General features: G+C 70.5%; 20 protein-coding genes. 9 read left to right on the plus strand and 11 right to left on the minus strand.

Going from position 1 to position 23,099, the window contains the following annotated elements:
* The first annotated feature begins 140 nt into the window (after window positions 1–140).
* From ABZU91_RS08405 to ABZU91_RS08415, 3 genes are all read left to right on the plus strand, one after another.
* Window positions 141–2,981, plus strand: coding sequence for a lantibiotic dehydratase (locus tag ABZU91_RS08405; protein ID WP_355235894.1), 2,841 nt, complete (start codon window positions 141–143; stop codon window positions 2,979–2,981).
* Window positions 2,978–4,216 carry a lanthionine synthetase C family protein gene (locus ABZU91_RS08410; RefSeq protein WP_355235896.1) on the plus strand — a complete coding sequence of 413 codons (1,239 nt, stop codon included), beginning with the start codon at window positions 2,978–2,980 and terminating at the stop codon, window positions 4,214–4,216. Before ABZU91_RS08405 ends, ABZU91_RS08410 begins: the two co-directional genes overlap by 4 nt.
* Window positions 4,217–4,409: 193 nt before the next feature.
* Entirely contained in the window at window positions 4,410–4,847 is a 438-nt protein-coding gene (locus ABZU91_RS08415; RefSeq protein WP_355235899.1) for a nuclear transport factor 2 family protein, read from the plus strand.
* A 211-nt stretch (window positions 4,848–5,058) separates the two neighbouring features.
* Here ABZU91_RS08415 and ABZU91_RS08420 read toward each other — a convergent pair whose 3' ends face one another.
* Window positions 5,059–5,547 carry a hypothetical protein gene (locus ABZU91_RS08420; RefSeq protein ID WP_355235902.1) on the minus strand — a complete coding sequence of 163 codons (489 nt, stop codon included), beginning with the start codon at window positions 5,545–5,547 and terminating at the stop codon, window positions 5,059–5,061.
* A 381-nt stretch (window positions 5,548–5,928) separates the two neighbouring features.
* Here ABZU91_RS08420 and ABZU91_RS08425 point away from each other — a divergent pair, with 381 nt between their 5' ends.
* Window positions 5,929–6,489 carry a response regulator transcription factor gene (locus ABZU91_RS08425; protein ID WP_355235904.1) on the plus strand — a complete coding sequence of 187 codons (561 nt, stop codon included), beginning with the start codon at window positions 5,929–5,931 and terminating at the stop codon, window positions 6,487–6,489.
* A gap of 346 nt (window positions 6,490–6,835) precedes the next feature.
* A complete protein-coding gene (locus ABZU91_RS08430) occupies window positions 6,836–8,212 on the plus strand; it encodes a hypothetical protein (RefSeq protein WP_355235907.1) in 1,377 nt (458 codons plus the stop codon).
* Window positions 8,213–8,319: 107 nt separating this feature from the next.
* On the opposite strand, the gene ABZU91_RS08435 is transcribed toward ABZU91_RS08430, so the two are convergent.
* From ABZU91_RS08435 to ABZU91_RS08450, 4 genes are all read right to left on the minus strand, one after another.
* A complete protein-coding gene (locus ABZU91_RS08435) occupies window positions 8,320–8,709 on the minus strand; it encodes an OsmC family protein (protein WP_355235910.1) in 390 nt (129 codons plus the stop codon).
* Between the two features lie 356 nt (window positions 8,710–9,065).
* Window positions 9,066–9,620 carry a DM13 domain-containing protein gene (locus tag ABZU91_RS08440; RefSeq protein ID WP_355235913.1) on the minus strand — a complete coding sequence of 185 codons (555 nt, stop codon included), beginning with the start codon at window positions 9,618–9,620 and terminating at the stop codon, window positions 9,066–9,068.
* 200 nt (window positions 9,621–9,820) lie between these two features.
* The gene (locus ABZU91_RS08445) at window positions 9,821–10,528 is read right to left on the minus strand and encodes an SDR family oxidoreductase (RefSeq protein ID WP_355235916.1); all 708 of its coding nucleotides are present in this window, start codon (window positions 10,526–10,528) and stop codon (window positions 9,821–9,823) included.
* Between the two features lie 114 nt (window positions 10,529–10,642).
* Entirely contained in the window at window positions 10,643–11,689 is a 1,047-nt protein-coding gene (locus ABZU91_RS08450) for an ABC transporter permease (protein WP_355235918.1), read from the minus strand.
* Window positions 11,690–11,965: 276 nt separating this feature from the next.
* Between ABZU91_RS08450 and ABZU91_RS08455 the strand changes: the two genes are divergently transcribed.
* Window positions 11,966–12,220 carry a hypothetical protein gene (locus tag ABZU91_RS08455; protein WP_355235921.1) on the plus strand — a complete coding sequence of 85 codons (255 nt, stop codon included), beginning with the start codon at window positions 11,966–11,968 and terminating at the stop codon, window positions 12,218–12,220.
* Here ABZU91_RS08455 and ABZU91_RS08460 read toward each other — a convergent pair.
* Both ABZU91_RS08460 and ABZU91_RS08465 read right to left on the minus strand, forming a co-directional pair.
* Window positions 12,199–12,864 carry a response regulator transcription factor gene (locus ABZU91_RS08460; protein ID WP_355235923.1) on the minus strand — a complete coding sequence of 222 codons (666 nt, stop codon included), beginning with the start codon at window positions 12,862–12,864 and terminating at the stop codon, window positions 12,199–12,201. The genes ABZU91_RS08455 and ABZU91_RS08460 overlap by 22 nt on opposite strands.
* Window positions 12,852–14,012, minus strand: coding sequence for a histidine kinase (locus ABZU91_RS08465; protein ID WP_355235926.1), 1,161 nt, complete (start codon window positions 14,010–14,012; stop codon window positions 12,852–12,854). Before ABZU91_RS08465 ends, ABZU91_RS08460 begins: the two co-directional genes overlap by 13 nt.
* Window positions 14,013–14,143: 131 nt before the next feature.
* On the opposite strand from ABZU91_RS08465, the gene ABZU91_RS08470 reads away from it, so the two are divergent.
* Window positions 14,144–14,545, plus strand: coding sequence for a DUF6069 family protein (locus tag ABZU91_RS08470; protein ID WP_355235929.1), 402 nt, complete (start codon window positions 14,144–14,146; stop codon window positions 14,543–14,545).
* On the plus strand, window positions 14,542–14,994 hold the full coding sequence (locus ABZU91_RS08475) for a hypothetical protein (protein ID WP_355235932.1): 453 nt from the start codon (window positions 14,542–14,544) through the stop codon (window positions 14,992–14,994). Before ABZU91_RS08470 ends, ABZU91_RS08475 begins: the two co-directional genes overlap by 4 nt.
* A 29-nt stretch (window positions 14,995–15,023) precedes the next feature.
* On the opposite strand, the gene ABZU91_RS08480 is transcribed toward ABZU91_RS08475, so the two are convergent.
* Both ABZU91_RS08480 and ABZU91_RS08485 read right to left on the minus strand, forming a co-directional pair.
* Window positions 15,024–18,131 (minus strand): hypothetical protein, encoded by a 3,108-nt coding sequence (locus tag ABZU91_RS08480; RefSeq protein ID WP_355235935.1) that lies wholly within the window; start codon window positions 18,129–18,131, stop codon window positions 15,024–15,026.
* Between the two features lie 379 nt (window positions 18,132–18,510).
* Window positions 18,511–19,731: an MFS transporter gene (locus ABZU91_RS08485; protein ID WP_355235938.1), complete on the minus strand. Its 1,221-nt coding sequence runs from the start codon at window positions 19,729–19,731 to the stop codon at window positions 18,511–18,513.
* A 141-nt stretch (window positions 19,732–19,872) separates the two neighbouring features.
* Here ABZU91_RS08485 and ABZU91_RS08490 point away from each other — a divergent pair, with 141 nt between their 5' ends.
* Window positions 19,873–20,265 (plus strand): nuclear transport factor 2 family protein, encoded by a 393-nt coding sequence (locus ABZU91_RS08490; RefSeq protein ID WP_355235941.1) that lies wholly within the window; start codon window positions 19,873–19,875, stop codon window positions 20,263–20,265.
* Between the two features lie 83 nt (window positions 20,266–20,348).
* On the opposite strand, the gene ABZU91_RS08495 is transcribed toward ABZU91_RS08490, so the two are convergent.
* Both ABZU91_RS08495 and ABZU91_RS08500 read right to left on the minus strand, forming a co-directional pair.
* Window positions 20,349–21,497, minus strand: a complete 1,149-nt coding sequence (locus ABZU91_RS08495) for an iron-containing alcohol dehydrogenase (RefSeq protein WP_355235944.1) — start codon at window positions 21,495–21,497, stop codon at window positions 20,349–20,351.
* Between the two features lie 132 nt (window positions 21,498–21,629).
* Complete coding sequence (locus ABZU91_RS08500; RefSeq protein WP_355235947.1) at window positions 21,630–23,090, minus strand: NAD-dependent succinate-semialdehyde dehydrogenase; 1,461 nt, start codon at window positions 23,088–23,090, stop codon at window positions 21,630–21,632.
* Between the last annotated feature and the right edge of the window lie 9 nt (window positions 23,091–23,099).

The following is a 23,099-nucleotide window of genomic DNA, read 5'->3' on the forward strand; positions in this document are numbered from 1 at the left end:
CTCGGCTGGCCGGACGGCACAACGCCGTCCGGCCAGCCGTTCCAGCCCCGGGAAACCATGTGGACATCGTCTTCAGCTGCGCCGCGCAGTTCGTGGTGAGAGCTGCCGTACTGCCGCGACGCGCGGCTGAGAGAACCCGTGTGGCGCAGGTGGACGCGCGGGACCTGCTCGTCGACCCGGCGGCCGCGCCGATCGTGGAAGCCGTCACGCTCGCGAGCCGTTCCATGGCGGAGACCTTCGCGAAGGTCGGCGGCGGGCGGGATCTCGGGCAGCGCCGCACGGACCGGGCCGGCGAGTCGTTGACCCGGTATCTGCTGCGGATGGCGGGCCGGGCCACGCCGTTCGGACTCATGGCGGGGGTGGCCCTCGGCTCGTTCGGCGACGCGGTGTCGGCCTCGGTCGGCCGTGACCATCGCCGGCACGTGCGGCCCGACCACGGCTGGCTGGCCGCCCTCGTCGGCGATCTCGAACGAGATCCAGTCATCGTCGAGCGGTGCGTCGTCGTGGTGGACGACCTGGTGCGGGTTGAGGGCGATCTGGTCGTACAGCCGTTCGGCGCAGGCCGGTCGGGCGTCGTGCGCCGCACCTTACGCCGTACACGCCTGGTCGCGGCCATCCTGAAGCACGCCGCTTGCCCGGTCCTGGCGTCGACCATGGTCGATTGCCTGGTCGTAGAGTTTCCCGGCGCACCACGTGACCGCGTCCTGGCACTGGTCACCGACATGGTTGGTGCCGGCGTGCTGTTGACGCCGCTGGGGCGGACGCGTTCCCTGGACATGCTGGAAGCGGCACTGCCCGGTCACAAGACGGTCGAATCAGCCCGCCAGGCGATCACCGCCTACTCCGACGCGCCCGCGGCGGGCCGGCCGGCGGCGCTCGCCCAGACGCGGTGCCTGGCCGGCGAAGATGAGGCGATCCAGGTAGATCTCGGCTTGGACCTCGACGTGACACTGCCCCGCTCGGTCGCAGTCGAGGCCGAGCGCGCTGCCAGCGCTCTGCACCGTTTGGCGATTCCCGACACGCCTCGCTCTCGGGCCATGCAGGACTACCACGCCCGCTTCCTCGACCGGTACGGCCTCGGCCGTGCGGTGCCGCTGACCGAAGTGATCGACCCGGACCTTGGGATCGGCCTCCCCGACGGCCACAAGGACGACCCGCGGCTCCGTCGCCTCGACTTCGACGATGTCGCCCGGACCACCGTGCTCACCCGACTGCTCGTCGAGTCCACCCTGCACGGCGGTCGCGACGTGGTCCTCGACGATGACACGATCGACCAGCTGCACCGCCCGGGCGGGAGCACACCCGCATCGATCGACCTGTTCTGCGCTCTGGTGTCTCGCGACGCTGCGGCCCTACAGGCCGGCGACTTCGAGTTGATCATCTCGCCGCTCACCGGCACGCAGCAGGCCGGCGCCTCGCTCGGGCGCTTCGGTCATCTGTCCGGCCTCGGGACCGCCCTGACCGAGCTGGTACGCCCCGTCGGGGACCCGGACGCGACACTGCCCGTCGAACTCGTCCATTCGGTAATACCGCCCCGCTACGGCAACGTGCTGCCCTCGTCTCGCACGCTACCGACGGCCCTCGTCGTCGGGGTGGCGCCGATGTCGGACAACGACCTGCGTCTCAACGACGTGGCGATCGTCGCCGACGCCGAACGGCTGCGGTTGTACTCGTTGAGCCGCGGCCGCGAACTCGACGTGATCATCCCGCACGTGCTCGACACCGACACCTTCGCTCCGCAGGTCGTCCGGCTCCTGCGGGGCGTGACGTTCATGGGAGTGCGCACCTTCAAGGGGTGGAGCTGGGGTCCGCTCGTGAACGCGCCGTTCCTGCCGACCGTCCGCTACGGCCGCACGGTCCTCAGTCCCGCCCGGTGGCGGGCAACTCCCGAGGACCTCTCAGACGACGAAGCGTTGGCCGCGTGGCGTTCGCGGATCGGTGTGCCACGACACGTACGGCTGGCGTATGCCGACCATCGGATCGGGCTCGACCTCGAATCGCCAGTGCATCGGCGCCTGCTCCGCGCGGCCGCACGGTCATCGGCCGTGGACGTCTGCGCCGAACCACTTCCCGACCTGGACCATGGTTGGCTGCGGGGAGCCGACGGCGCGTACGAAAGCGAATTGGTGTTGTCGCTGCGCTCGCGCACGGCGGCCCGCGCGGCGGCCCTTCCTGGCCGTCCCGTCGTCGCCGACGTGCCCTCAGCTCTGCCCGGCGGTGAGTGGCTGTACGCGCGAATCCCCTGTGATACTCCGCGCCAACACCAATTCCTCACCCGTCATCTGCTGCCCTGGATCACCGCGGTGGCCGACCGGATCGACAGGTGGTTCTTCCTCCGGTACGTCGACGATCGTGACGCACCCGAGTTGCGGATCCGACTGCACGGCGAGCCCGGGGTGGTGCGCGGCGAGGTACTGCCCGCGCTGTACGAGTTGGCGACCGAGGTGGCCGCATCCGGGTTGGCTGGGGCGATGACGCTGGCGCCCTACCACCCGGAGGTCGGCCGTTACGGTGGCACCCTGCTGATGCCGCTCGCGGAGCGGGTCTTCGCCGCGGACAGCATGTTCGTACTGCACCGGTTGCAGGGTGCCGACGATCCGGTGCTGATCGCACGGGACCTGGTCGCGCTCGTCCGGTCATTCCACGGGTCCAGCACCATTGGCGACCAGTGGTTGCTGTCGCGATTCGCCGATGGTTACCCCGAGCGCCGCCTCTTCGCTCCGCATCGGGTCGCCGCGTTGAACGCCATCGGTCCCGACTGGCCCACACCCACGGACCCGATCGAACGGGAGTGGGCCGATCGCCTCGCCGCGTACGGCAGACATCTCGCGGCTGATCGTCGCGACACCGCGCTCGCCGCGCTGGCGCACATGCACTGCAACCGTCGGCTGGGAACCGAGCCGGACAGCGAGCACCTGGTGTACGCGCTCGCCAGCGGCGCCCTGCGTGCTCACCAGGCCCGCGCAAAGTCCCGACGATGAGCTGGCTCCAGGACATCACCTCGCGGTTGGCTGCCGCAGCGGCGGACCCCGAACCGCTCGCCGACGGCGGACGGCGGTGGCATCCGATGTCGATCGCCGACGGCTACGTCGGGCTCGCGCTGGTCTTCGCCGAAAGCGACGACCCGGCCGATCGCGCGACCGCGCACCGGTTGCTCCTGCGCGGCGTGCGCACCGCGCGTCCCGCCCACGAGAGCCTGTTCGATGGTCTGCCCGCGGTGGCGCTCGCCGGGCGAATGCTCGCCCGAACTCCCGGTGACTACGCGAAACTCCTCAGCTCGGCGGACAACGCAACCATCCGGATCGCCGAACGCCTGCTTGCGACCGAGGAGGAACGTCTCGCTTCGGGCCGCTCGGGCGTCCGAATGCATCACTATGACGTCAGCTTCGGCCTGGCGGGGTTGGGCCGGGTGTTGTTGGCGGACGTGGAACAGCACCGCGCCGTGCTGGAACGGACGCTGCGCTACCTGGTACGGCTCATCGAGCCCGTCACTCCTGGTCGCCGGCCGGTGCCCGGCTGGTGGACACCGGACCCGGCCGTTCTCAACGACCCCGTCGCCGCCGCGCGGGGACACCTCAATCCGGGACTGGCACACGGCATCGCCGGGCCTCTGGCGCTGCTGGCCCTCGCGGCGACGGCTGGCGTCGAGGTGACGGGGCAGCGCGTGGCGGTGGCCCGGATCGCCGAATGGCTGTTGGCCCGACGCGGCTACGACGAGTACGGCCCGTACTGGCCGGCGGTGGTGCCGCTGGAGTACGAGGAGCGTGGCTCGGTGCGCGGATTGCCACCGAGCCGAGTGGCCTGGTGCTACGGCGCACCGGGGATCGCGCGCGCCCTGCAACTGGCGGCACGCGTCTATGCGGAACCGGCCTGGGAGCGGGCTGCGTTGACCACCCTCACGGCGGCATTGGCCCGCCCCTGGTCCACGACCGGCATTCGCGACGCCTCCCTCTGCCACGGCTCTGCCGGAGTCCTGCACATCCTGAGTCTCGTGGCCCGCGACGCCGCCTCGCCCACAGCCATCGAGCCGCTGACCAGGCGAGTCCGTGCCCACCTGAACACCTTCGTCGACCCGGAGAGCAGATTCGACGTACGAACGGCTCCAGCGCACTGGGCCGGCGTGCTCGACGGCGCGGCCGGCGTCGCGCTCGTGCTCCGCGGTACACCTCCGGGGGCCACCACGCTCACCTGGGATGCGGCACTGCTGCTCACGTGATCGAAACGCTGGCGCTCGGCTTCTCGGCCCGACGAGTCGGCACGTCCTCTGGGCACGATGGCCAGACGCACCTGGTACGGCCCACGAAGGCCCTCAAGGACAGTCGGATCGGGGCCGAGGTGGGTAGGGTACCGGCCGTCCCCGACCGCATGGCATGACGTGAGTGACATCTACCGATCGAAGGATGCCCGGTATGAGTAGTCCACGCGAGACCTTCCTCCGACTCGTGAACGGTGTCTGCGACGGTCCGTACGAAGACCTGGCCGACCTGTACGGCGAACAGACCCATGTCACGCATCCGTTCCACCCGCTCGACCCGCCGCCGTTGCGGAGCCGCAGCGAACTGCACGAGCACTTCACCGCGGCGCCCCCGACCGACCGGACGTTGAACCGTAAGCCGGTCGACGTGCGGATTCACGAAACCGCAGACCCGGAGGTCATTGTCGCCGAGTTCGCCTATCAGGGGCATGTCGCCGAGACGGGGGAGGAATTCACGGTGCCGTGCGTCTTCGTGATGCGTATCCGCGATGGGCTCATCATCGAGTCCCGGGACTACATTGACCACCTCGCCAGCGCGCGGGCCTGGGGTCAACTCGACAGCCTTCTGACCGCACTACGTCCGCAGAAGTAGCAGCACCATCGAGGGCGCAGCCCGACCCTGACGGAGAGCATGTGCGGCTTGCCGCGCACGGTTCGCCGCTCGTCGCGGTAGCTCGCTGGACGTCACGCAGGCTGACCGTGGCTCGATCAGCGGCCGCTGGCCCAGGCCGCGGGACAGACCGACATGCGAATCGGCGGTGACCCCCGGGTGAGGGTCACCGCCGATTGCGAGGTCGAACCGGTCAGGCGGCCGAGCAGGCCGCGTCCAGCTCCTTGATGGCAGCTTCCAGGGCCTTCTTGCTGGGCTTGGCGTCGGCGGACGTGTTGTACGCGTCGCTCAGGCTCATCATCTCGTTCTGGATCTTCTCGGAGGCGGCGGTGACCGCCTGGTTGGCGCCAATCGCGTGCGCCAGGATCGCGACCGAGCCGGCGGCCCACTGGGCACTGACCGCGAAGTGTCCGGCCGGCGGGCCGATCTTCTCGGCCTTGGCGATCTTAGACGCGTTGTCCTTGATGTCCTTCTTGATGTCGGCGCAGGCCTTCACCGTGGCCGCGGTGTCGGCCGCGGTGCTGGCCGCGGTGGTGGCCGCACCGACGGTCGGGGTGGCGCTGGAGACCGCCGGTGACGGCGAGGTTGCGGCGTCCTGAGATTCCGGCTGCGGATCGCAGCCGGACGTCGCGATCATCGCCGCTACGGCCAAGCCGGTCAGGACGAGTCGAGTTCGGTTCATCGATGTTTCCCCCATGATCTTCGTGTTCGGCGCACGCTACCAGCGCAGGTCGAGCAGGTGGGATCAGTTGTTCGCCGTCGAGCACGCGCCTCGGTCTGGAGCCGGATACGAGGCGCATCGCGACTGTGGACGGCAGATGTCGCAGGCGGCGGCAGTCGGAGAACGGTGGTCTACAGTGCCGCAGCGCGTGCCCGGCGGCGGGATTTCCGGGACGGGGTGATGAATCGGTGGAATGGTCGGGTGTGAATCCGGCTCATCCGTCGCGCCGTACGAAGCCTTCGGTTGTCCACCGATCGATGGACAGTCGTTGACCGTCGAGCGGTCGTTCCGCAGGGAGGGCTGCGACTGGCACCGTCCACGCTATGACAGCGATTGCGCGGCATGCTCGACGCCGAGGAGGACCTGACGGTGGTCGGCGAGGCGTCGTCGGGGCCGAAGGGCGTGCGGCTCACCGTCGAGCAGCACCCGGACTTCGTGCTCATGGACCTGCGCATGCCGGGCGGTGACGGGGTCGAGGCCACCGGCCAGATCCTCACGCGTGTTCCCGGCGTCCGCGTGGTGGTGCTCACGACGTACGAGTCGGACCGGGACATCCTGCGGGCGATCGAGGCCGGCGCCAGCGGCTATCTCCTCAAGGACGCCACACCGGCGGAGCTGGCGGAGGCGGTCCGGGCTGCGGCCCGGGGCGAGACGGTGCTCGCGCCGAGCGTCGCCTCCACGCTCGTTCGGCAGGTGCGGCACCCCGCGCCGCCGGCCCTCTCGGCCCGCGAGACCGAGGTTCTGCGCCTGGTCGCGCGAGGGCTCACGAACGCCGACATCGGGCGAGCGCTCTACATCAGCGAGGCCACCGTGAAGACCTACCTACTCCGCGTCTTCGGCAAGCTGGACGTCGCCGACCGCACGGCCGCGGTCACCACGGCGCTGCGCCACGGTCTGATCTGACTCCGCAGGTATGCCTCAACGGCTTCACGGGGCGGCGGGGGTCCTGCCACCGGCGATAGGCGGTCCGACGGTTGTCCGGGACCTGTTCGGGACATGTTCGGGACTGTTCGGACCAGAAACGACGGCTCCGTCGCCTTGAGGTCGATATCCCGAGAGAGCTAGCTTCGGCCTTCATCGATGGGTGGTGTGGGGCGCGAAGGTTCTTTTCGCGCCACGGTCTGCCGCAACTGTCAGGCCGATCCCCGACGTCACGCCGCGACAATGACCTACGCGAGGGAGGATTCGCATGCTTGGCAAAGGACGCTGGTCTGGGCGCGGTCGCCGTCTGGGGTTGGCTTCCCTGCTCGTGAGTGTGTTGGTGATGGTGTCGTCCGGGCAGCCGGTCTATGCCGCCAACCTCGGCAGCGAGCCGACCCTGCCGTACGCGCAGCCGAACAACGCCAGTCTGCCCAGAGCAGGCTGCGACACGACCGCCACCGACCCGACGAGTCCGCCGGCCAGCAGTCCGGCGGCGGTGCAGGTGATCTACGCGTGGAACAACTCCACCGGGAACCAGTACGCGACGAACGTCGAGAATGCCGCCCGTGTCGTGGATCGCGTTGACTGGCTGCTCGACCAGGCCAGCAACTACGACCAGCACGTGAAGGTGAGCTGCCGGTCGACGACCACCAGCACGTACAACCAGTACGCGCAGGCGATGGTGACGCCGGTGAAGATCGACACCACGAACACCGACTACTGGTCGATCGCGAACGAGCTTTCGGCCAAGGGGTACGACGACAGCAACCGCTGGTATGTGGTCCTGACGGAGTTCCCCGCGCCGTCCGCGTCGGCGCACTGGTGTCCGAGCAGTGGCGGTAGCGGCTGTATCTCCGTCGTCGAGGCATGGGACAGTGGGGTCGTCGGGCACGAGATGGCGCACCTGCTCGGTGCCGGTCACGCCTACATGAGCGAGCACGTGTGGCAGGACTCCAACGGAAACTGGCAGGCCGAGCAGTACTGCCCCGACATCATGATGTGCGCTGGCGACTGGTGGGCCTTCGATATGGGCTACCGCCAGAACTACGACCCGAGCGAGACCAGCGCACGGTTCTATGTGGACAACTATCCGTCGACGACGACGAACAATGCGGCCGTCCACCCCCTGCTCACCTCGCCGGTGTGCTGCGACGTCGGTGCCAACAACGACCTGCTGACCGCGCAGGAACGGACCATCGAGGCGCAGGCGCCAGGCACCTCGAACCCCACCGGGTTCACCACCTCCGGATCGGGGGCAGCCATCTCGGTGACACCGCAGGGCTCGTATGCCGGCGTTTCCGCCCGCTACTTCGACAACCGTCGCTCGTTGCAGTTCGTCAGCTCACCGCAGTCGGCCGAGAAGTCGGTCATCGTGAGCCGTAGGCCGTCGGTGACGGCCGGGCACAACTACAAGTTCTTCGTCCGGCTACGTGCCGACTCCGGAACCGCCGCGCTGCGTATGCGGTGGTACAACTCCGCGGGCACGCTGCTGTCCACGTCGCCCAGCAGCCCGTTTGCCCTGACGTCGAACTGGTGGGAGTGGTCCCACGAGGCGGTCGCACCGCCGAACGCGGCCAGCGTGCAGATCTCCGTGGTGGCACCGGCCGGTGGCTCGCAACCCGCGACCCTGACCATGCACGTGGACACACTGCAACTGACCGACTGTAGCGCCAACCAGAACTCGCTGTGCCGCCCCACCACCTGATCCCACCTGGGTGATCCGGCCTTTCCCCACGTCACGCTCGCGTGACGTGGGGAAGGGTCTACGACCGCAGGCCTCGACGTCCCACTCGCCGGAGTCGACAGGGCGAGTCAGCTTCTTCGTACCGTGGCTCCGGCTCGAATCGCCCGCGGTATCTCGGCGACATGGTCGACACGATCTAGCAGCATGACAAGTTCGTCGCTGGACGCGGGGGAGTTCAACTCGACGTGGTAGGTGATGCCGCTCGATATCCACGTCTGCGTGTCGAAACCTCCCTCGGCCGATACGCGTGCCCCGTCGATCCGGATGCCGAGTTCGCCTGCCTCCCGGTATATGTCGTTCAGGACGCAGCCAGCCGCAGCGAGGTGCAACAGGTGAGCCCCGGTGAAGTCCGCCTCGACCGTGACGCCCTCGGGTGTCCAGCGGTGAGGGAACCGGATCGCATCACCGTCATCTGATCTGAACGAGCCGGCACTGACCACGACCGCGAAATGCTCCACCGGTTGCTCCTGTCCGCTGTGCCGGAACCGACCGGCTCATTGTTGTCCGCCGCTACCGCGTCATCACCGTCAGGGGGCCGAAGAGGCGATTCGGTCTCGCATCACGTGCGCGGGCAGCGACGCGTTCGCCGCTGCGGGCTCGGCCAGCTCGGCGTGGTCGAGCAGCTCGATGATTCGGTCCACCGGTACTAGGGGGCATGCCGCCATCGTGTGTCGTACCGCGGCGTCGGGGTCGTGGGTGAGTCGGTCGACGAGGATCGGATCCGCCTGTGGGTCGCGGGCGACGAGTCGTCGGACCGCTGGATCCTGGTCGTCGGCGAATCGGGCCAGTGCCGCGGGCGGCCAGGCGCGTCCGCCTAGGACGGGACGGCGGCAAGTTCCGCAGCGCCGAACGAGACAGCGAATCGCTTGCACCAGATGCTGACACTGCGGAACGCCGTCGGATCGACTCCAGCGGCCAACCGGTACACCTGATCGCCGTGGTTACCTTTCAGCTTGCCCAATTCCGCGTACTGGCCGTCGTCGAACACCCGCCAGCCGGCGGTGCCTGCACGGACCCGCTGATCGGACAACCACACCCGCAGGTCAGGGCCGTCGCTGGTGTCCAGCCCTTCGATTTCGAGCTGGTGGCTGCCGTCCGGGTTGCGGACCATCCGGACCGTGCCGCTGGTGTCGTGCTCGTGTGTGACGAACGTACCCTCGGCGAGGACAGTCGGCGAGGCCGGAATGTCCGCAGCTGGGGATGGAGATGGGGATCGGGACGGCTGCGGGACGGTGGAGAGGGTGTCCGCCACGACCGTGTCGGTGAACAACCGCCAAGGCTGGAACCAGTAGAAGGCTCCTGCGACACCGATGCCGAACGTGGCCACGACGATCCAGGTGACGGGAGTGCGGAGAAGACGGCGAGTCACTGTTCAAGTCAAGCCGCAGGACCTCGCTGTCGCCAGGCAGGACCGGATTACCGACTGCTTACGGCGAGCGAGGGGCATGACCACGAGGTGGAGCGACCGCACGGGCCGCCGGCGCTCAGGCGGCGGCCGGCTCCACCGGGGAGCCGGCCGCGGCATCGGGTGTACGCCTCTGGTCAAGCCGCCCACTCCTGCCGGCAAGATCACCCGAACAGGTTGCCGGTGATGTCGGCGTAGAAGAGGGCGGGGTCGCCGGAGAGGGAGGCCTTGACGTTGGCGGTGGGCTTGTCGGCGATCACTTCGATCCTGCCCGCTTCGAGTCCGTCGAGGGCCTGGGTGACCACCTCGTGGGGCGCGAGCTTGGGGATGTCGATGCCGGCCATCATGTCCGTGTCGGCGATCGCCAGCGCCAGGGCGGTGACCAGAGTCTTCTGGTCGGCCAGCTCGAGTCGGAGGCCGTTCGTCAGGGACCATTCTGCGGCCTTGGAGGCGGCGTAGCCGTTGCTGCCGGGAGAGAAGGTGTACCAGCTCAGCGCCGAGATGACGTTGAGGATGGCGCCACCGGCCAGCTTCGGCGCGAAGGCGCGGGTGACGTTGAGGGTGCCCCAGAAGTTGGTGTCGAAGTCTTTGCGGATGTTCTCCGTGGAGGGACCGAGCAGCGGGGCTTGTGTGGAGGTGCCGGCGTTGTTGACGAGGATGTCGAGGTCGCCCACCTGGGACGCCGCTGCCTCGATGGACGCCAGGTCCGTGATGTCCAACTGGAGGGGGACGGCACCGGGGATGTCGATGCTTTCCACGCGACGGGCGGTCGCATAGACGGTGGCGCCACGGGCGAGGAGTGCTTCGACGAAGGCCTTGCCGAGGCCGCGGTTGGCGCCGGTCACCAGAGCGGTTGAGCCGTTGATTCGCATACCCACACGCTAGAACCTCACGTTGACGTTAGAGGCAAATGCTGCGAGGTGGATCACGTCCACCTCATCCGCGGGGAGGCATCGCCCGACGCACTGATGCCCTGACCGCGACGCTCACTCCTTGACACCGATGTCGTCGATCGGAGGGGCGTTGAGCAGCCGTCGGACGGGCCAGACCGTGGCTGTCAACGCCAGCAGTGTCGTGCCCCCGAGCACCGCCACCCAACCGAGCGGCGGGACGTACGGGATCGGGCTGCCGGTCAGTCCGTTGACGATCGCGCTGAGGGTCAGCACCGCGATCGTCGCGCCGATCAGCACGGCGGTGCCGAGGAGCCCGGCCTGTTCGGCCTGGACCATTGCGCGAATCTGACCGCGGGTGACTCCGACCAGTTGCAGCAAGGCCAACTCGCGGCGGCGGGCCAGCGCGGCCATCACCATCGTGGTGGCCGCCGCCAGTGCCGCGTACCCCACCATCACGCCGATCAGCAGCCGGTTCAGCCAGGCGCCGAGCGCCAGATCGGTGCTGACCAGGCGCGTACGGGTGGCGGCGTCGAGCACCTGGGCGCCCGGTTGCCCGGCCGACCAGGTGGTCAACGCGGTGTCGGCCTCCGGGCCGGCGCTGACCAGGACCTCGTCGACGGTGTTCCCCGCCGTGTGCCCGGCGACCGTCTCGACAGCCAGTGTGACGTCGCCGAAGCCGAGGCCGCGGCCGTAGGTCGCGACGACGTCCAACGTGAAAGGCGTGCCGTCGCCGAGCCAGAGTTCGACCTGGTCGCCGATGTCCCAGCCGGACGAGGACGCCTGCATCGCGGACACGGCGACCGTGCCCGCGCGCAGGTCGGCGAGGTCACCCTCGCGCACGGCGAGGTCCATCGTCGACGTGATGCCCGCCGGGTCGACCGACCGGGCGCTGATCGGCTCGATGCCGTCCAGCGCCCGCACCACCGGTGCACACCGGTGGCCGCCTGCACCCCGGGCAACTCGCGGACCGTCCGCGCCGCGTCGGCCGGCAGCCCGGCCGAAGCCGACATCGACGTCGGCGAGCGCCGTCACCTGAGCGGGGCCGGCGTCGTACACGCGGGTGAGGTGTTCGACGCGTACCGCCGGTTGATCGGTCTGTCCCGGATAGTCCGGCATCCTGGTGGCCTTTCTCGGTGTCATCGGCAAGAACTGCGCGCACCAGAAACGCTATTGACCTGCACGAACGGCAACCATCCCGCGGGCTGGCGGATCCAGGTACAGCAGGCGCTACCGCTGCCCGCCCTCCGACAGAGAACCCGACCCGACGGCGCGCACCGAGAGCCAGCACCGCGAGGCCGGGGTAGCGGCGGAGGTGCAGCCTGCTGTACCAGGGTTGTCGAGCTGGCGGCATCGTCGCCGCCGCGTCGCCTGCCTAGCGTTGACGGCGTCGAGGAACGTTCGCCGAAGGAGGCAGTCATGACCGATCCGTACCGCATCACCGATGCCCCGGTCGCCGCGCCCAGGAAGCCGGGCGACCTGCTCCGCCCGCTGCTCTGGCTGGCGCTCTTCGTCAGCGCGGCGGCCAACATGGTGCTGTCGACCGCGGCGGACAACCCGTGGGTCAGCTCGGCGTTCGGTCTGGTGGCGGCGCTCTGCGCGGTCGCGCTGATCGTGCACCACCGCCGAGGCCGGCGAGCCGGCGAGGTGGATCAGAGGAGCCGGCCGTCGTGAGCGAGCAGGGCGATCTGGGTACGGTTGTCGAGATCCAGCTTGGTCAGGATGTGCGAGACGTGGGCCTTCACCGTCGTCACGCTCATCAGCAGTTCGCTGGCGATTTCGGCGTTTGACCGGCCCTGCGCGATAGCCAGCACGACGTCGCGTTCGCGGGGTGTGAGCAGGGCCAGCCGATCGTGCGCCCGCTCGTGGGACTCGGCCCCGGAGGCGACCCGCTGCATGAGGCGACGCGTCACGCCGGGGGACAGCATCGGGTTGCCGGCCGCGACCGCGCGTACCGCCTGGCTGATCTGCTCGGGCGGGGTGTCCTTGAGCAGGAAGCCGCTCGCGCCCGCCCGGAGGGCCCGCACCACGTGCTCGTCGGTGTCGAACGTGGTGAGCACGATGATCTCGGGCGGCCGGTGGCGGCGGCGGCGCAGACGCTCGGTGGCGGTGATGCCGTTGACGCCGGGCATCCTGATGTCCATCAGCACCACGTCGGGCAGGTGCCGGTCCACCGCCGTGATCGCCGCGGCGCCGTCGGCGGCCTCGCCCACCACGACGATCCCGTCGGCGCCGTCGAGCATCAGCGTGAGCATTCCCCGTACGAGAGGGTCGTCGTCGACGATGACGACCCGGATCGGGCCCGTCACGTCGGCCATGGCAGCCAGGCGGTGAGGTGGAACCGACCCGTGGCGTCGATGTGGTGGGTGACCCGACCGCCGGTGAGCTCGGCGCGTTCGGCGAGACCGATGAGGCCGGTGCCGGCACCGCCGATGACGCCACTGTCGGGCGTGGTCGGGTTGCTCACCGCGATGCTCAGGCCGGTGCCGGGCGCGCCGTCGAGCACCAGCCGGACCGGCTGGCCGGCCGCGTGCTTGCGGGCGTTCGTCAACGCCTCCTGCGCGATCCGGTACGCGGTGCGGCCGACCGTGGCAGGGATCTCGACCGGCGGCCCGAGCGGGTCGTCGACCACGATCTGTTGCCCGGCGGCCCGCGCCTCGTCGACCAGACGCGGCAGGTCGGCGAGGGTCTGCCCGGGTGGTGTGTCGGTCGGGGACTCGGCGTCGTCGCTGCGCAGCAGGGTGATGACCTCGCGCAGCTCGTCGAGGGCGTGGTGTGCGCTGGCCCGGATCACCCCGGCGGCGGCGCTGAGCCGTTCGGGCGGCGCGTCCGGCCGGTACTCCATCGCGCCGGCGGCCGCTGCCAGCAGGGACAGCCGGTGGGCCAACACGTCGTGCATCTCCCGTGCGATGCGGCTGCGCTCCGCGGCCCGTGCCTCGCCGACCCGCCGTTCCTGTTCCTGCTCGGCCCGCTGGGCCCGGTCCCGCAGGGCCGCCAGCAGGGCGTTGCGGGCCTGCGCCCAGGTGCCCCAGCCGAGCAGGGCCGCGTAGGCGATCGTCATCAGCACCAGCCGCCACCCGTACGGCAGGCTGGGCACCGGCCGCCAGAACGCCTGCACGGCCTCGCCCGTGACCCCGACCGCCGCCACCGTCACCGCGTGCCGAAACGGCCGGTTGCGGGCGGTGAACAACACCGCGAAGCTGGCTACCGGCGTGGCCACCGGGGACAGCGCGACGAGCAGGCCGGCCAGCACGCCACCGACCTGCGGATGGCGGAGGACCACCGGAACGAGGGCCAGGGCGGCCACCGCCAGCGCCACGTCGACGGCGGCCAGGCCGGCGGAGCTGGACCGGGTGGCGGACCACAGCATGGTCCCGACGAGGACGCCGACCGCCACGGTCGTCGCGGCCACCGGGACGGAACGCCACGTCGGCGGCCGCTCGACCTCGCACGTCGCGGCATCCACATCGCGCAGGCTACTGGGCTCGTGGCGGGCCGGACCACCTCCTTTGGTAGTACGCCGAGCCGCCGGGAGGCGTAGCCGCCGCGGCGTCTGGGACGACGCGTCGGGCCCGGCCCAGTCCGCAGACTCAGGCCATGACGAACAACCTTCTCCTGAACCGAGCCGCGGTGACGGCCAGCGCGATCGTGGTGGCGGTGGTCGAGTTCGCGCTCCTGCACTCGGTGGCCGGCGTCGACGTCGCGGTCACTTCCGGAAGCTCGACCCGACAGGTCACGGTGGCCGCTGTCGTCGTGGCCGCAGCGGTGGCGGCACTGGCCGGCTGGGCGCTGCTCGCGGCGCTGGAACGCGCCACCAACCGCTCCCGGGTCTGGTGGACCTCGATCGCGGTGGCCGTCCTGCTGCTGTCGCTCGTGGTCGGCCCGACCGGTGGTGTCGGTGCGGGAGCGAAGGCGACCCTCGCGCTGCTGCACCTGAGCGTCGGCCTCATCCTCATCCTCGGCCTGCCCCGGTCGCGCCCGGCGGGGGCGAACCGATGACCGCGCTGACCGTACGCAAGCAGGACGGGGTCTTCGTCCTCGACTCCGCGGCGAACGCCTCGCTGCGTACCGGCTGGACCTGGCGGTGCGGTGAGATCCGCACCGGCACCGGGCGCTGGACTGTCGAACCGACCGGCCGCCGACGCATCGGGTTCACCGCCCGGGGCGAGCACGGCGTCCCGGTACGGCTCGACCCGGGCCGGTCGCACGTGCCGGGGCCCGGCGGGGTGGCCCGCTGGATGCCCGGTCACGGTGGGGGTGAGCTGGTACGCGACGGACACCGCATCGCGGTACGCCTTCCCGGCCGATTCGGCGGGCCGATCCGTGTCGAGGTCACCGGTGACTGGGCCGAGCTGGAGCTGGTGGTGCTCACCGCCTGTTTCGCACTGATGAGTCGACGGCGGCGGCGCACCCTGATCATGATGGCGGCCGTCAGCGGGGGGAGTTGATGACCACCTCGCCGGCGGCGAGGGCGCGCTCAGACGATACGACGCACGATCCCACGGTGGCCGAGTGACAGGAGTAGGCCGGCGGCGGCCAGGGCGGCTCCGGCGGCGGCGGTGTACGCCGGGAGTTGGGTGGGGATGCCGAGGTAGACGGTGATGCCGAGGATGCGGGACAGGCCCCAGGGCAGCAGGGCGAGCTGGTCGTTCCACACCGTCAGCGCTCGTTCCAGGCCCACCACCGAGACCAGGGTGGACAGCACGCCGAGGGGCACACCCGTGGCGGTGAGGGTCAGCCCGACGGCGCTTCGACCGCGCAGCCCGTACCGGTCCCGCAGGACCACCGCGCTGACCACGAACAGCCAACAGAACGCGGCGAACGCGATGGTGACGTACGCGGCGCGCAGCCCGGGCACCGTCCAGAAGGCGAACCAGTATCCGCCTGGTCCGCGCCCGGCGAGCGCCGCCAGCAGCAGCACGCTGCGCAGCAGCGCGACGCCGCCGAGCGTGGCCCACAGGTGGAACGGGTCCCGCCGGCCGACGACGAGGCGTACGACGAGGGCGAACAGTGCCCACCCGCCGAGGGTGACAAGCAGGTGCGCCGGCGCGGCGAACCAGGTCAGCACGAGCCGGCTCGCCACCAGCACCACGGTCGGGACCAGCCACACCACCACCCGGTCCGCCCGTGTCGTGGGCGTCGGCAGCGTGGCGACCCGCCACGGCCGGAACGCGCCGAGCAGCAACCCGCGCGCGCCGGCCGCGCCGAACCCGCGACCGCGCAGGCCGAGCAGCAGCACCAGCAGGATCGACCCGAGCAGCGCCCGGGCCGCCCAGGCCATCGCCGGGTCCCGGTCGGCGCGTCGCGCCCCGATGTCCGCGGCGGTGAAGTTGTACGCGGGCAGGTCCAGGTCGGCGCCGTAGCGCTGCCGGTGTGCGTCGCGCGCATGGTGGTATGCCGTCGTCGCCATCCGCCAGTCGTGGCGGGCAGCCGGGGAACCGGTGTCCAGCCACTGCGCGTGCCGCAGCACCATGGTCCGGTACGCGCCAAGCGTCTCGAACAGGTCGACCTGGTAGTCGAGCGTCGCGGTGAAGCGTCCGCGCAGTTCGGCGTCCCGCCAGGTCGCCGGTTCGGTTGCGGCGACCAGATCGCGCATCTGTCGGGCCAGCAGGACGGCCTGCGTACCCTCCTCGATCGCCTCGTCGACGCGGCCGCCGGTCACCGCGTAGATGCTGTCCAGCGCGGCGGAGTCGCCGGTAGGGATGTCCCACTCGAAGATCCACATCATGGGCGGCGGTTCCAGCCCGAGCGCCCGCACCGACCGGTCCGCGTACGGACCGATGTAGAGGCCCTTCGTGACGGCTTGGCGGGACAGCGCCATGGCCCGCCCGATCGCGGCGACGGTGGCTGGGTCGCCGGAGAACGTGCGGTACGCCCAGTCCGCCGTGACCTGTGCCGGGTCGGCCTGCGGGTCCCAGGCCAGGCGGCCGACGGCGTACGTGTTGAGGTCGTAGAGCTGCCAGAACCCGGTGCGTAGGTACAGCGACATGGGCCCGGCGCGCAGTGGACCGCCGTCCTGGGTCCAGTTCCAGACACCCTCGACGTTCGGGTTGGCGGCAAGGAAGGCGCGCAGCGCTTCGCGGTGCAGCGGGCCGAGGTCGTTGGGCAACGAGCCGAACCCCTCGAACTCGCGCCGGGCCTGGAACTCGACGATGCGGCGGTGTCGGCCGCCCAGCAGGGTGGTGTTCAGCGGTAGGTGACTGTAGAAGTCGCCCAGGGTGTACTTGGTGGAGACGATCAGGTGCGGGTCGTCGAGCCCGCCGAGGACCCGCGCGTACGAATCCGGGTTGGTGTGCAGATCGCCGACGGCGCCGACGCCCACCGTCCAGGTGCGGAAGATGATGTCCTTCCCGGCTGTGCCCGCCGTGTCCAGCAGCGCCCGCAGCATCGCGCGCACGGACGCCTCCGTGGTGACCGCGAGCCGCGACGAGTAGTCCCAGCCGGTCCCGGCGTACACCTCGCCGCCCTCGCCGATGCGGACCATCAGGCCGTCGACGAACGGCATGCTCTCGAACAGCTCGGCCAGGCCGGCCTGGTAGACCGACCACAGCCGAGGGTCGGCCACGTCGAGGCCGCCGACCGTCCGCGTCAGGTACGCCTCCAGTGGAGGCGACACCGAGAGCATGTCGGTCAGCAGGAACACCCGAACGCCCATGTCCTCGGCGTACCGGAAGACGGGGCCGAACGCCGCGACCAGCGCCCGCGCGCGGTCGACGTGCGGGTCGCCGGGTGGATAGACCGCGTGCCCGTCACCAACCTCGGCGAACGTGACGTACTCGAGGAAGCCGGGTACGACGACTCCGTTGAAGCCCTGTGCCACCGAGTGGTCGACGAACTGCCGAAACTGTGCGTCGATGCGGGCCACCGCGCCCGCGTCCACCCACGGTGCGCGAGGCAGCACCGCCGACCCGACCACGTCGGTGTTCAATCCGTAGTCGTCGCCGGCGGCGAAGACGGCCGGTTCGGGCTCGCGCCCCACCGAACCGGCGTCGGTCAGCCGCAGCCCGAGCCGGGGGGTGACCACCCGACCCGCGTCCGCTGCGGGGATCGCGTCGGCACCGGAGCTGATCCGGTCGGCCAGCCGGTACATCCCGGCTGCCACGCCCGCGACGTCGCCGCCCTGGACGGTCAGCTCGGTGTCGCGCACGTCGAGCCGGTACGACTCGGGCGTCCCACCGAGGGCGGTCAGCACGCTCGCCCGCAGCGTGCGGACCGCCGACAGGTCCGGGGCCGCGCGGCGTGCCGTGCCGGTGCCCGGCGGGGCCGTCGCGGACCCGGCCGAGTTCGGTGCGGCCGGAACGAGCGCCGGCCGGGGCAGGCCGCGGCGAACGACCGCGTCGGCGACGGCGGCCGCGGCCTTCGTGAGGCGCGGCTCGTCGGGCACGACGATGGACGCCAACGGCGGGAGCGGCGCGGGCGTCCGCGTCGGCGCGGCGACAGCCTCCTCGCGCGGGACTACGGCGGGGGCGTGGCTCAACCCCAGCGTGTCGCCGAGCGCCCAGGCCATTGCCGCGCCGAGGGCCAACAGGACCACCGCGGCGACAAGCAGCGGGTACGGCCTGCGGGCCTGGACAACATGAGCCACGCCCGCATGCTAGTAGCCCGCCCGTGTTCGGCGAAGGAGCGGCGATCCGGTGACGTAGTTGGACGACGGTCAGCGCGATCGGCCCGGCCGGGTCGGGCTGACCGCCATGGGCGGCGGCGAGGAAGGCGCGGGCGAGGATCGCGTCCAGCGGTGCGCCAGGCCCTGTGTCAAAAGCCCCTGGCCGGCCTGCGGAGGCCGTGAGGACCGGCCGTTTCGGCCGTTGGTGAAACGCCGCTCGCGGCCCGTGGTCCGGCCGGATCGGAGCCGCCCGCTCCATTGAGCGTGATGCCTGTGGGTCATCAAGATGACTCACAGGCATCACGCTCATTGTGGTGTCCGCCGTTCGCCCCTCGGCTCGACCGAGGACCTTGCACACGGCCTAGCGGGCGAGCTCGTCCTCGACGAACGCGGGCCTCGCAAGCGTGATCGCCGGGATGGCCGCCACGAGGGCGACGGCGAGCAGGAACAGCAGCGGCAGGGTCCACCCGTCGCTCACGTCGTGCAGCAGACCGACCAGCAGCGGACCGAGTGCGCCGAACGCGTACGCGACCCCCTGGGCGAAGCCGCTCAGCGCGACGGTGCCGCCCTGCGTTCGGGTGCGGACGTTGATGAGCACGAGGCAGGCCGGGAACAGGATCGACCCCGAGCCGATGAGCAGCACCCAGAGCAGCGTGAGTGTCGCGGGCGCGAGCAGCAGGCCGAGGTAGCCGAGCACGAAGCTCGCGATACCGGCGGCGATCAGCCAGCCGACGTTGCGCAGTCGCGCGACGAGGAGGGGCGCGACGAGTGCGCCGGGCACGCTGACGATGCCGGTGACGGCGAGCAGCACACCGGCCTCGGTCGGCGTCGAGCCGGCGATGTCGCCGAGGATCTCGGGCAGCCAGGCGAAGGCCGCGTAGGTGCAGATCGTGCTGGTTGAGAACACGACGGTGATCGACAGGGCCACGCGTGACCGCCACAGTCGCGTGACGAGGGCGGCAGGCGAGGACTCGACGGCGACGGCATCCGAGAGTCGCTGGCGGCGCTCCCGCGCGATGATGACGAGCCAGGGAGCGAGCGCGACTACCGAGGTGACCGACCAGATGCCGAGCGAGAACCGCCAGCCGATCTGCTCGGCGACCGGAGCGGCGGCCGCGGCGGGCACGGCCGTGCTCACGCCCACGACGCAGACGTAGACGGCGGTCAGCAGCGCTACCCGGTCGGGGAAGTAGCGCCGCACGATCGGCGGCAGCAGCACGTTGCCGATGCCCGTACCGGCGAGCGCGACGACACTGCCGACGAGCAGCACCGCGAAGCCCGGGGCGAACGCGCGCACGAGATGGCCGAGGGTCATGAGCAGCAGCGCGAGCACGATGCCGCCGTCGAGGCCGAAGCCGCGGGCGACGCGCGGCGCGATGAACCCGGACGCCGCCAACAGGATCGGTGGCAACGTGCCGAGCAGCCCGACGCCGATGTCCGATATCGGGATGTCCCCCCGGATGTCGCCGAGGATCGGCGATATCGCCGCAACAGCCTGGCGCAGGGTGAGTGCGACGAGCACGATGCCCAGCAGCGCCGCTGTGCGTCCCGCCCACAGTGGGAGGGGGTGGTGCTCGGACATCCGGCGAGTCTAGTACCCCAGGCGGGGATCGTGATCATGGCGTGCTGGCTGCTCATCGCTCGGGCGCGGTGGCGGCGTCGGCGGATCGACCTGAGGAGGGCGGCGGGCCGGTCGACGCCCAAGGAGCCGTACGCTGAGGTGGTGATCGATTTTCGTGCGGCGGTTGAGGCAGGTGACGCCGATGCAATCGAGGCGACCCTGGCCGACACCGTGCTGTTTCGGAGCCCGGTGGCGTTCAAGCCCTATCCGGGCAAGGCGATCACCGCAGCGATCCTGCGGGGTGTGCTGCGGGTGTTCGAGGACTTCCGGTACGTCCGTGAGCTGAGCGGCGAGGGCGGTCGTGATCACGCGCTGGTCTTCGAGGCGCGGATCGGCGACGTCGCCGTCGAGGGTTGTGACTTCCTGCACCTGGACGAGAGCGGCTTGATCGACGAGTTCACGGTCATGGTTCGCCCGCTGTCCGCCGCGCAGGCCCTGGCCGCCGCGATGGCCGCGCAGTTCGAGCAGATCCAGCGTGAGGCGACCGCCGGCTAGCGCTTCGACCCCCGCCGACGTGAGCCGACCGAGCATAGGCATGGTCGGACGAACGATCATTCGGGGCGGATCCCCGCTCGGAGTCAGGACAGTCGTCTCCGGTCCCCGGTCCAGGCCGCTTCCAGGATCGCGGTCAGGCTGGCGGTGTCGGTCGGGCCCGGGTGGTTCTGGATCAGGCGGGTGACGCCACTGGCCATCTCCGCGAAGCGCGGCAGATCGTCGCGAGCCACGCCGATGTCCGCCAGAGTGGGAGGGATGCCGATGTCGGCAAGGAGCCCGTCGAGCCAGCTGAGGAACGCGTCCGCGGCCTCGGCGTCGGACGCGCCGGTCACGTCGAGCCCGCACACCCCGGCGAGGATGGCCAACCGGTCGCTGATGGCATCCCTGGCCGCGTCGAGAGCGTAGGGGAGTAGCAGCCCGACGCCCAGACCGTGCGGTGTGTGCGTGGCTGCGCCGATGGGGTACTGGAGAGCGTGTGGGGCCGCGTTGCCCGCGTGGGAGAAGGCGAGTCCGGCGAGCATCGACCCGTAGGACATGTCGGCGCGGGCGTCCGTGTCGTCTCCGTCCCGGACCGCGCGACGCAGGCTGCGGGCGATCCGCTCCGCGGCCAGGAGCGCGTAGTGGTCGGTGATCGGGTTGCGGCCGAGGAACACCTGCTCCACCGGGTCGCGCGGCCCGTGGGGCCGGGACCGCGCGGTGTAGCTCTCCACGGCGTGACAGAACGCGTCGATGCCGGAGTGGGCGGTGACGGTCGCCGGGCAGGTGTAGGTGAGTTCGGGGTCCACGATGGCGAAGTCGGGCACGATGTGGACGCTGGAGACCCCCACCTTCAGCTCGCGGTCCGGGTCGGTCAACACCGAGACGGGCGTGAGCTCGGAACCGGTGCCCGACGTCGTCGGGACCGCCACGAGCGGAAGCGTCGGCCCCGGCACCTTCGACTCGCCGTAGAAGTCGCGCGGCGTCCCACCGTGCCGTCGGATGACGCCAACGATCTTGGCGAGGTCGATCACCGTGCCACCCCCGATGGCGAGGATGACGTCGGCGTCCACCTCGGCGGCGGCCGAGACGGCACGGGCGACATCGGAGAGCGGCACGTCCGAGGTCGCCTCGGAGAACACCTCGACGACCGCGACCTTCTCCCGCACGGCGGCCACGATGTCGGCCACGCCCGGCTGCCCCAGGAGAACCTGGTCGGTCACGATGAGGACTCGCGAGCCACTCTCGGCGACCACCCGTGGGATGTTCTGTGCGACCCCTTCGCCCACTATCAGCTGGCGTGGCCCACGGACGGTCTCAAGCATGTCGGTGCCTCTCCAGAACGTCGACGGCGATGTACGGGGCGCAAGCCCGGGGCGGCAGGCCGGTCACGGCAGGTCGATCGCCGCGTAGGTGAGGTCGAGGTATTCGAGGATGCCCTCGTGCGAACCCTCCTTGCCGATCCCGGACTGCTTGACCCCTCCGAACGGAGCTGACGGGTCCGATATCAGGCCACGGTTGATGCCGAGCATCCCGGTCTGCAGGCCCTCGGCGAACCGGAGGGCTCGTTGGAGGTCGCGGGTGAAGACGTACCCGACCAGGCCGTGCTCGGTGTCGTTGGCCTTCGCCAGCACCTCGTCGTCGGACGTGAACGACATGATCGGCGCCACCGGACCGAAGATCTCGGTCTTGAGCATCCGCGCGTCGTCGGGTACGTCGACGAGGACCGTGGGCGGGTAGAAGTGGCCCGGCCCGTCCGGACGCTCGCCGCCCACCAGGACGCGGGCGCCGCGGTCGACCGCGTCGGCGACGAGCTCGTCGATCGTGGTGACCGAGGCGTCGTCGATCAACGCCCCGACGTCGACGCCGTCGTCGAGACCGTGGCCCACGGCAAGCGCGCCCATCCGCTCGGCGAAACGCGCCGTGAACTCCTCGCGCACCGACTCCTCGACGTAGATCCGGTTGGCCGCGATGCAGGACTCGCCGATGTTGCGCATCTTGGCCACCATCGCGCCGTCGAGCGCGACGTCCAGGTCGGCGTCCGCGCACACGATCAGGGCCGCGTTGCCACCCAGTTCCATCGAGGTACGCAGTACGTTGTCCGCGGCCTGCCGGAGCAGCACGCGTCCGACCTCGGTCGACCCGGTGAACGAGAGCTTGCGGGTCCGACTGTCGGCCAACAGCGCGGAGACGACCGTGCCGGAACGCTTGGTGGTCACGACGTTGACGACACCCGGGGGAACGCCTACCTCCTCCATGATGCGGGCCAGGAGCAGCATGGTGAGTGGCGTCTGGCCTGCTGGCTTGGTGATCGTCGTGCAGCCTGCGGCCAGCGCGGGAGCGATCTTGCGGGCGCCCATGGCCAACGGAAAGTTCCAGGGCGTCACGAAGACGCACGGTCCGACCGGCTTCGGCACGGTGAGGATGCGGTATCCACCTCCGGGAGCGGTGTTGTACCGGCCCTCGACGCGCACCGCCTCCTCCGCGAACCAACGGAAGAATTCGGCGCCGTAGGCCACCTCGGCCCGAGCCTCGGCGAGCGGCTTGCCCATTTCGAGCGTTATCAGCCGGGCGACCTCCTCGGATCGCTCGGTCAACGCCCGGTACGTCGCGGTCAACAACTCCGACCGTTTCCGTGGCGGGGTCGCGGCCCACTCCGTCATGGCCGTGCTCGCCGCGTCCAGGGCGGCGAGTCCGTCGACGACGTCGGCGTCCGCCACCTCGGCGATGGTCTTGCCGGTGGCCGGGTCTTCGACGGCGAAGGTGGCTCCGCTCGCGGCGTCGCGCCAGGCGTCGCCGATCCGGAGCCGCCGGTGCTCGGGGGCCAGGACGTTCATCGGGTCGTTCATTGCGTCGCC

The sequence above is a fragment of the Micromonospora sp. NPDC005174 genome (assembly GCF_040608495.1).
Lineage (GTDB): Bacteria > Actinomycetota > Actinomycetes > Mycobacteriales > Micromonosporaceae > Micromonospora.

Coding starts and splice junctions, on each gene's coding strand:
- ABZU91_RS08410 (WP_355235896.1), top strand. CDS start 2,978: ATGAGCTGGCTCCAGGACATCACCTCGCGGTTGGCTGCCGCAGCGGCG.
- ABZU91_RS08415 (WP_355235899.1), top strand. CDS start 4,410: ATGAGTAGTCCACGCGAGACCTTCCTCCGACTCGTGAACGGTGTCTGC.
- ABZU91_RS08420 (WP_355235902.1), bottom strand. CDS start 5,547: ATGAACCGAACTCGACTCGTCCTGACCGGCTTGGCCGTAGCGGCGATG.
- ABZU91_RS08425 (WP_355235904.1), top strand. CDS start 5,929: ATGCTCGACGCCGAGGAGGACCTGACGGTGGTCGGCGAGGCGTCGTCG.
- ABZU91_RS08445 (WP_355235916.1), bottom strand. CDS start 10,528: ATGCGAATCAACGGCTCAACCGCTCTGGTGACCGGCGCCAACCGCGGC.
- ABZU91_RS08450 (WP_355235918.1), bottom strand. CDS start 11,689: ATGACACCGAGAAAGGCCACCAGGATGCCGGACTATCCGGGACAGACC.
- ABZU91_RS08455 (WP_355235921.1), top strand. CDS start 11,966: ATGACCGATCCGTACCGCATCACCGATGCCCCGGTCGCCGCGCCCAGG.
- ABZU91_RS08460 (WP_355235923.1), bottom strand. CDS start 12,864: ATGGCCGACGTGACGGGCCCGATCCGGGTCGTCATCGTCGACGACGAC.
- ABZU91_RS08470 (WP_355235929.1), top strand. CDS start 14,144: ATGACGAACAACCTTCTCCTGAACCGAGCCGCGGTGACGGCCAGCGCG.
- ABZU91_RS08475 (WP_355235932.1), top strand. CDS start 14,542: ATGACCGCGCTGACCGTACGCAAGCAGGACGGGGTCTTCGTCCTCGAC.
- ABZU91_RS08485 (WP_355235938.1), bottom strand. CDS start 19,731: ATGTCCGAGCACCACCCCCTCCCACTGTGGGCGGGACGCACAGCGGCG.
- ABZU91_RS08500 (WP_355235947.1), bottom strand. CDS start 23,090: ATGAACGACCCGATGAACGTCCTGGCCCCCGAGCACCGGCGGCTCCGG.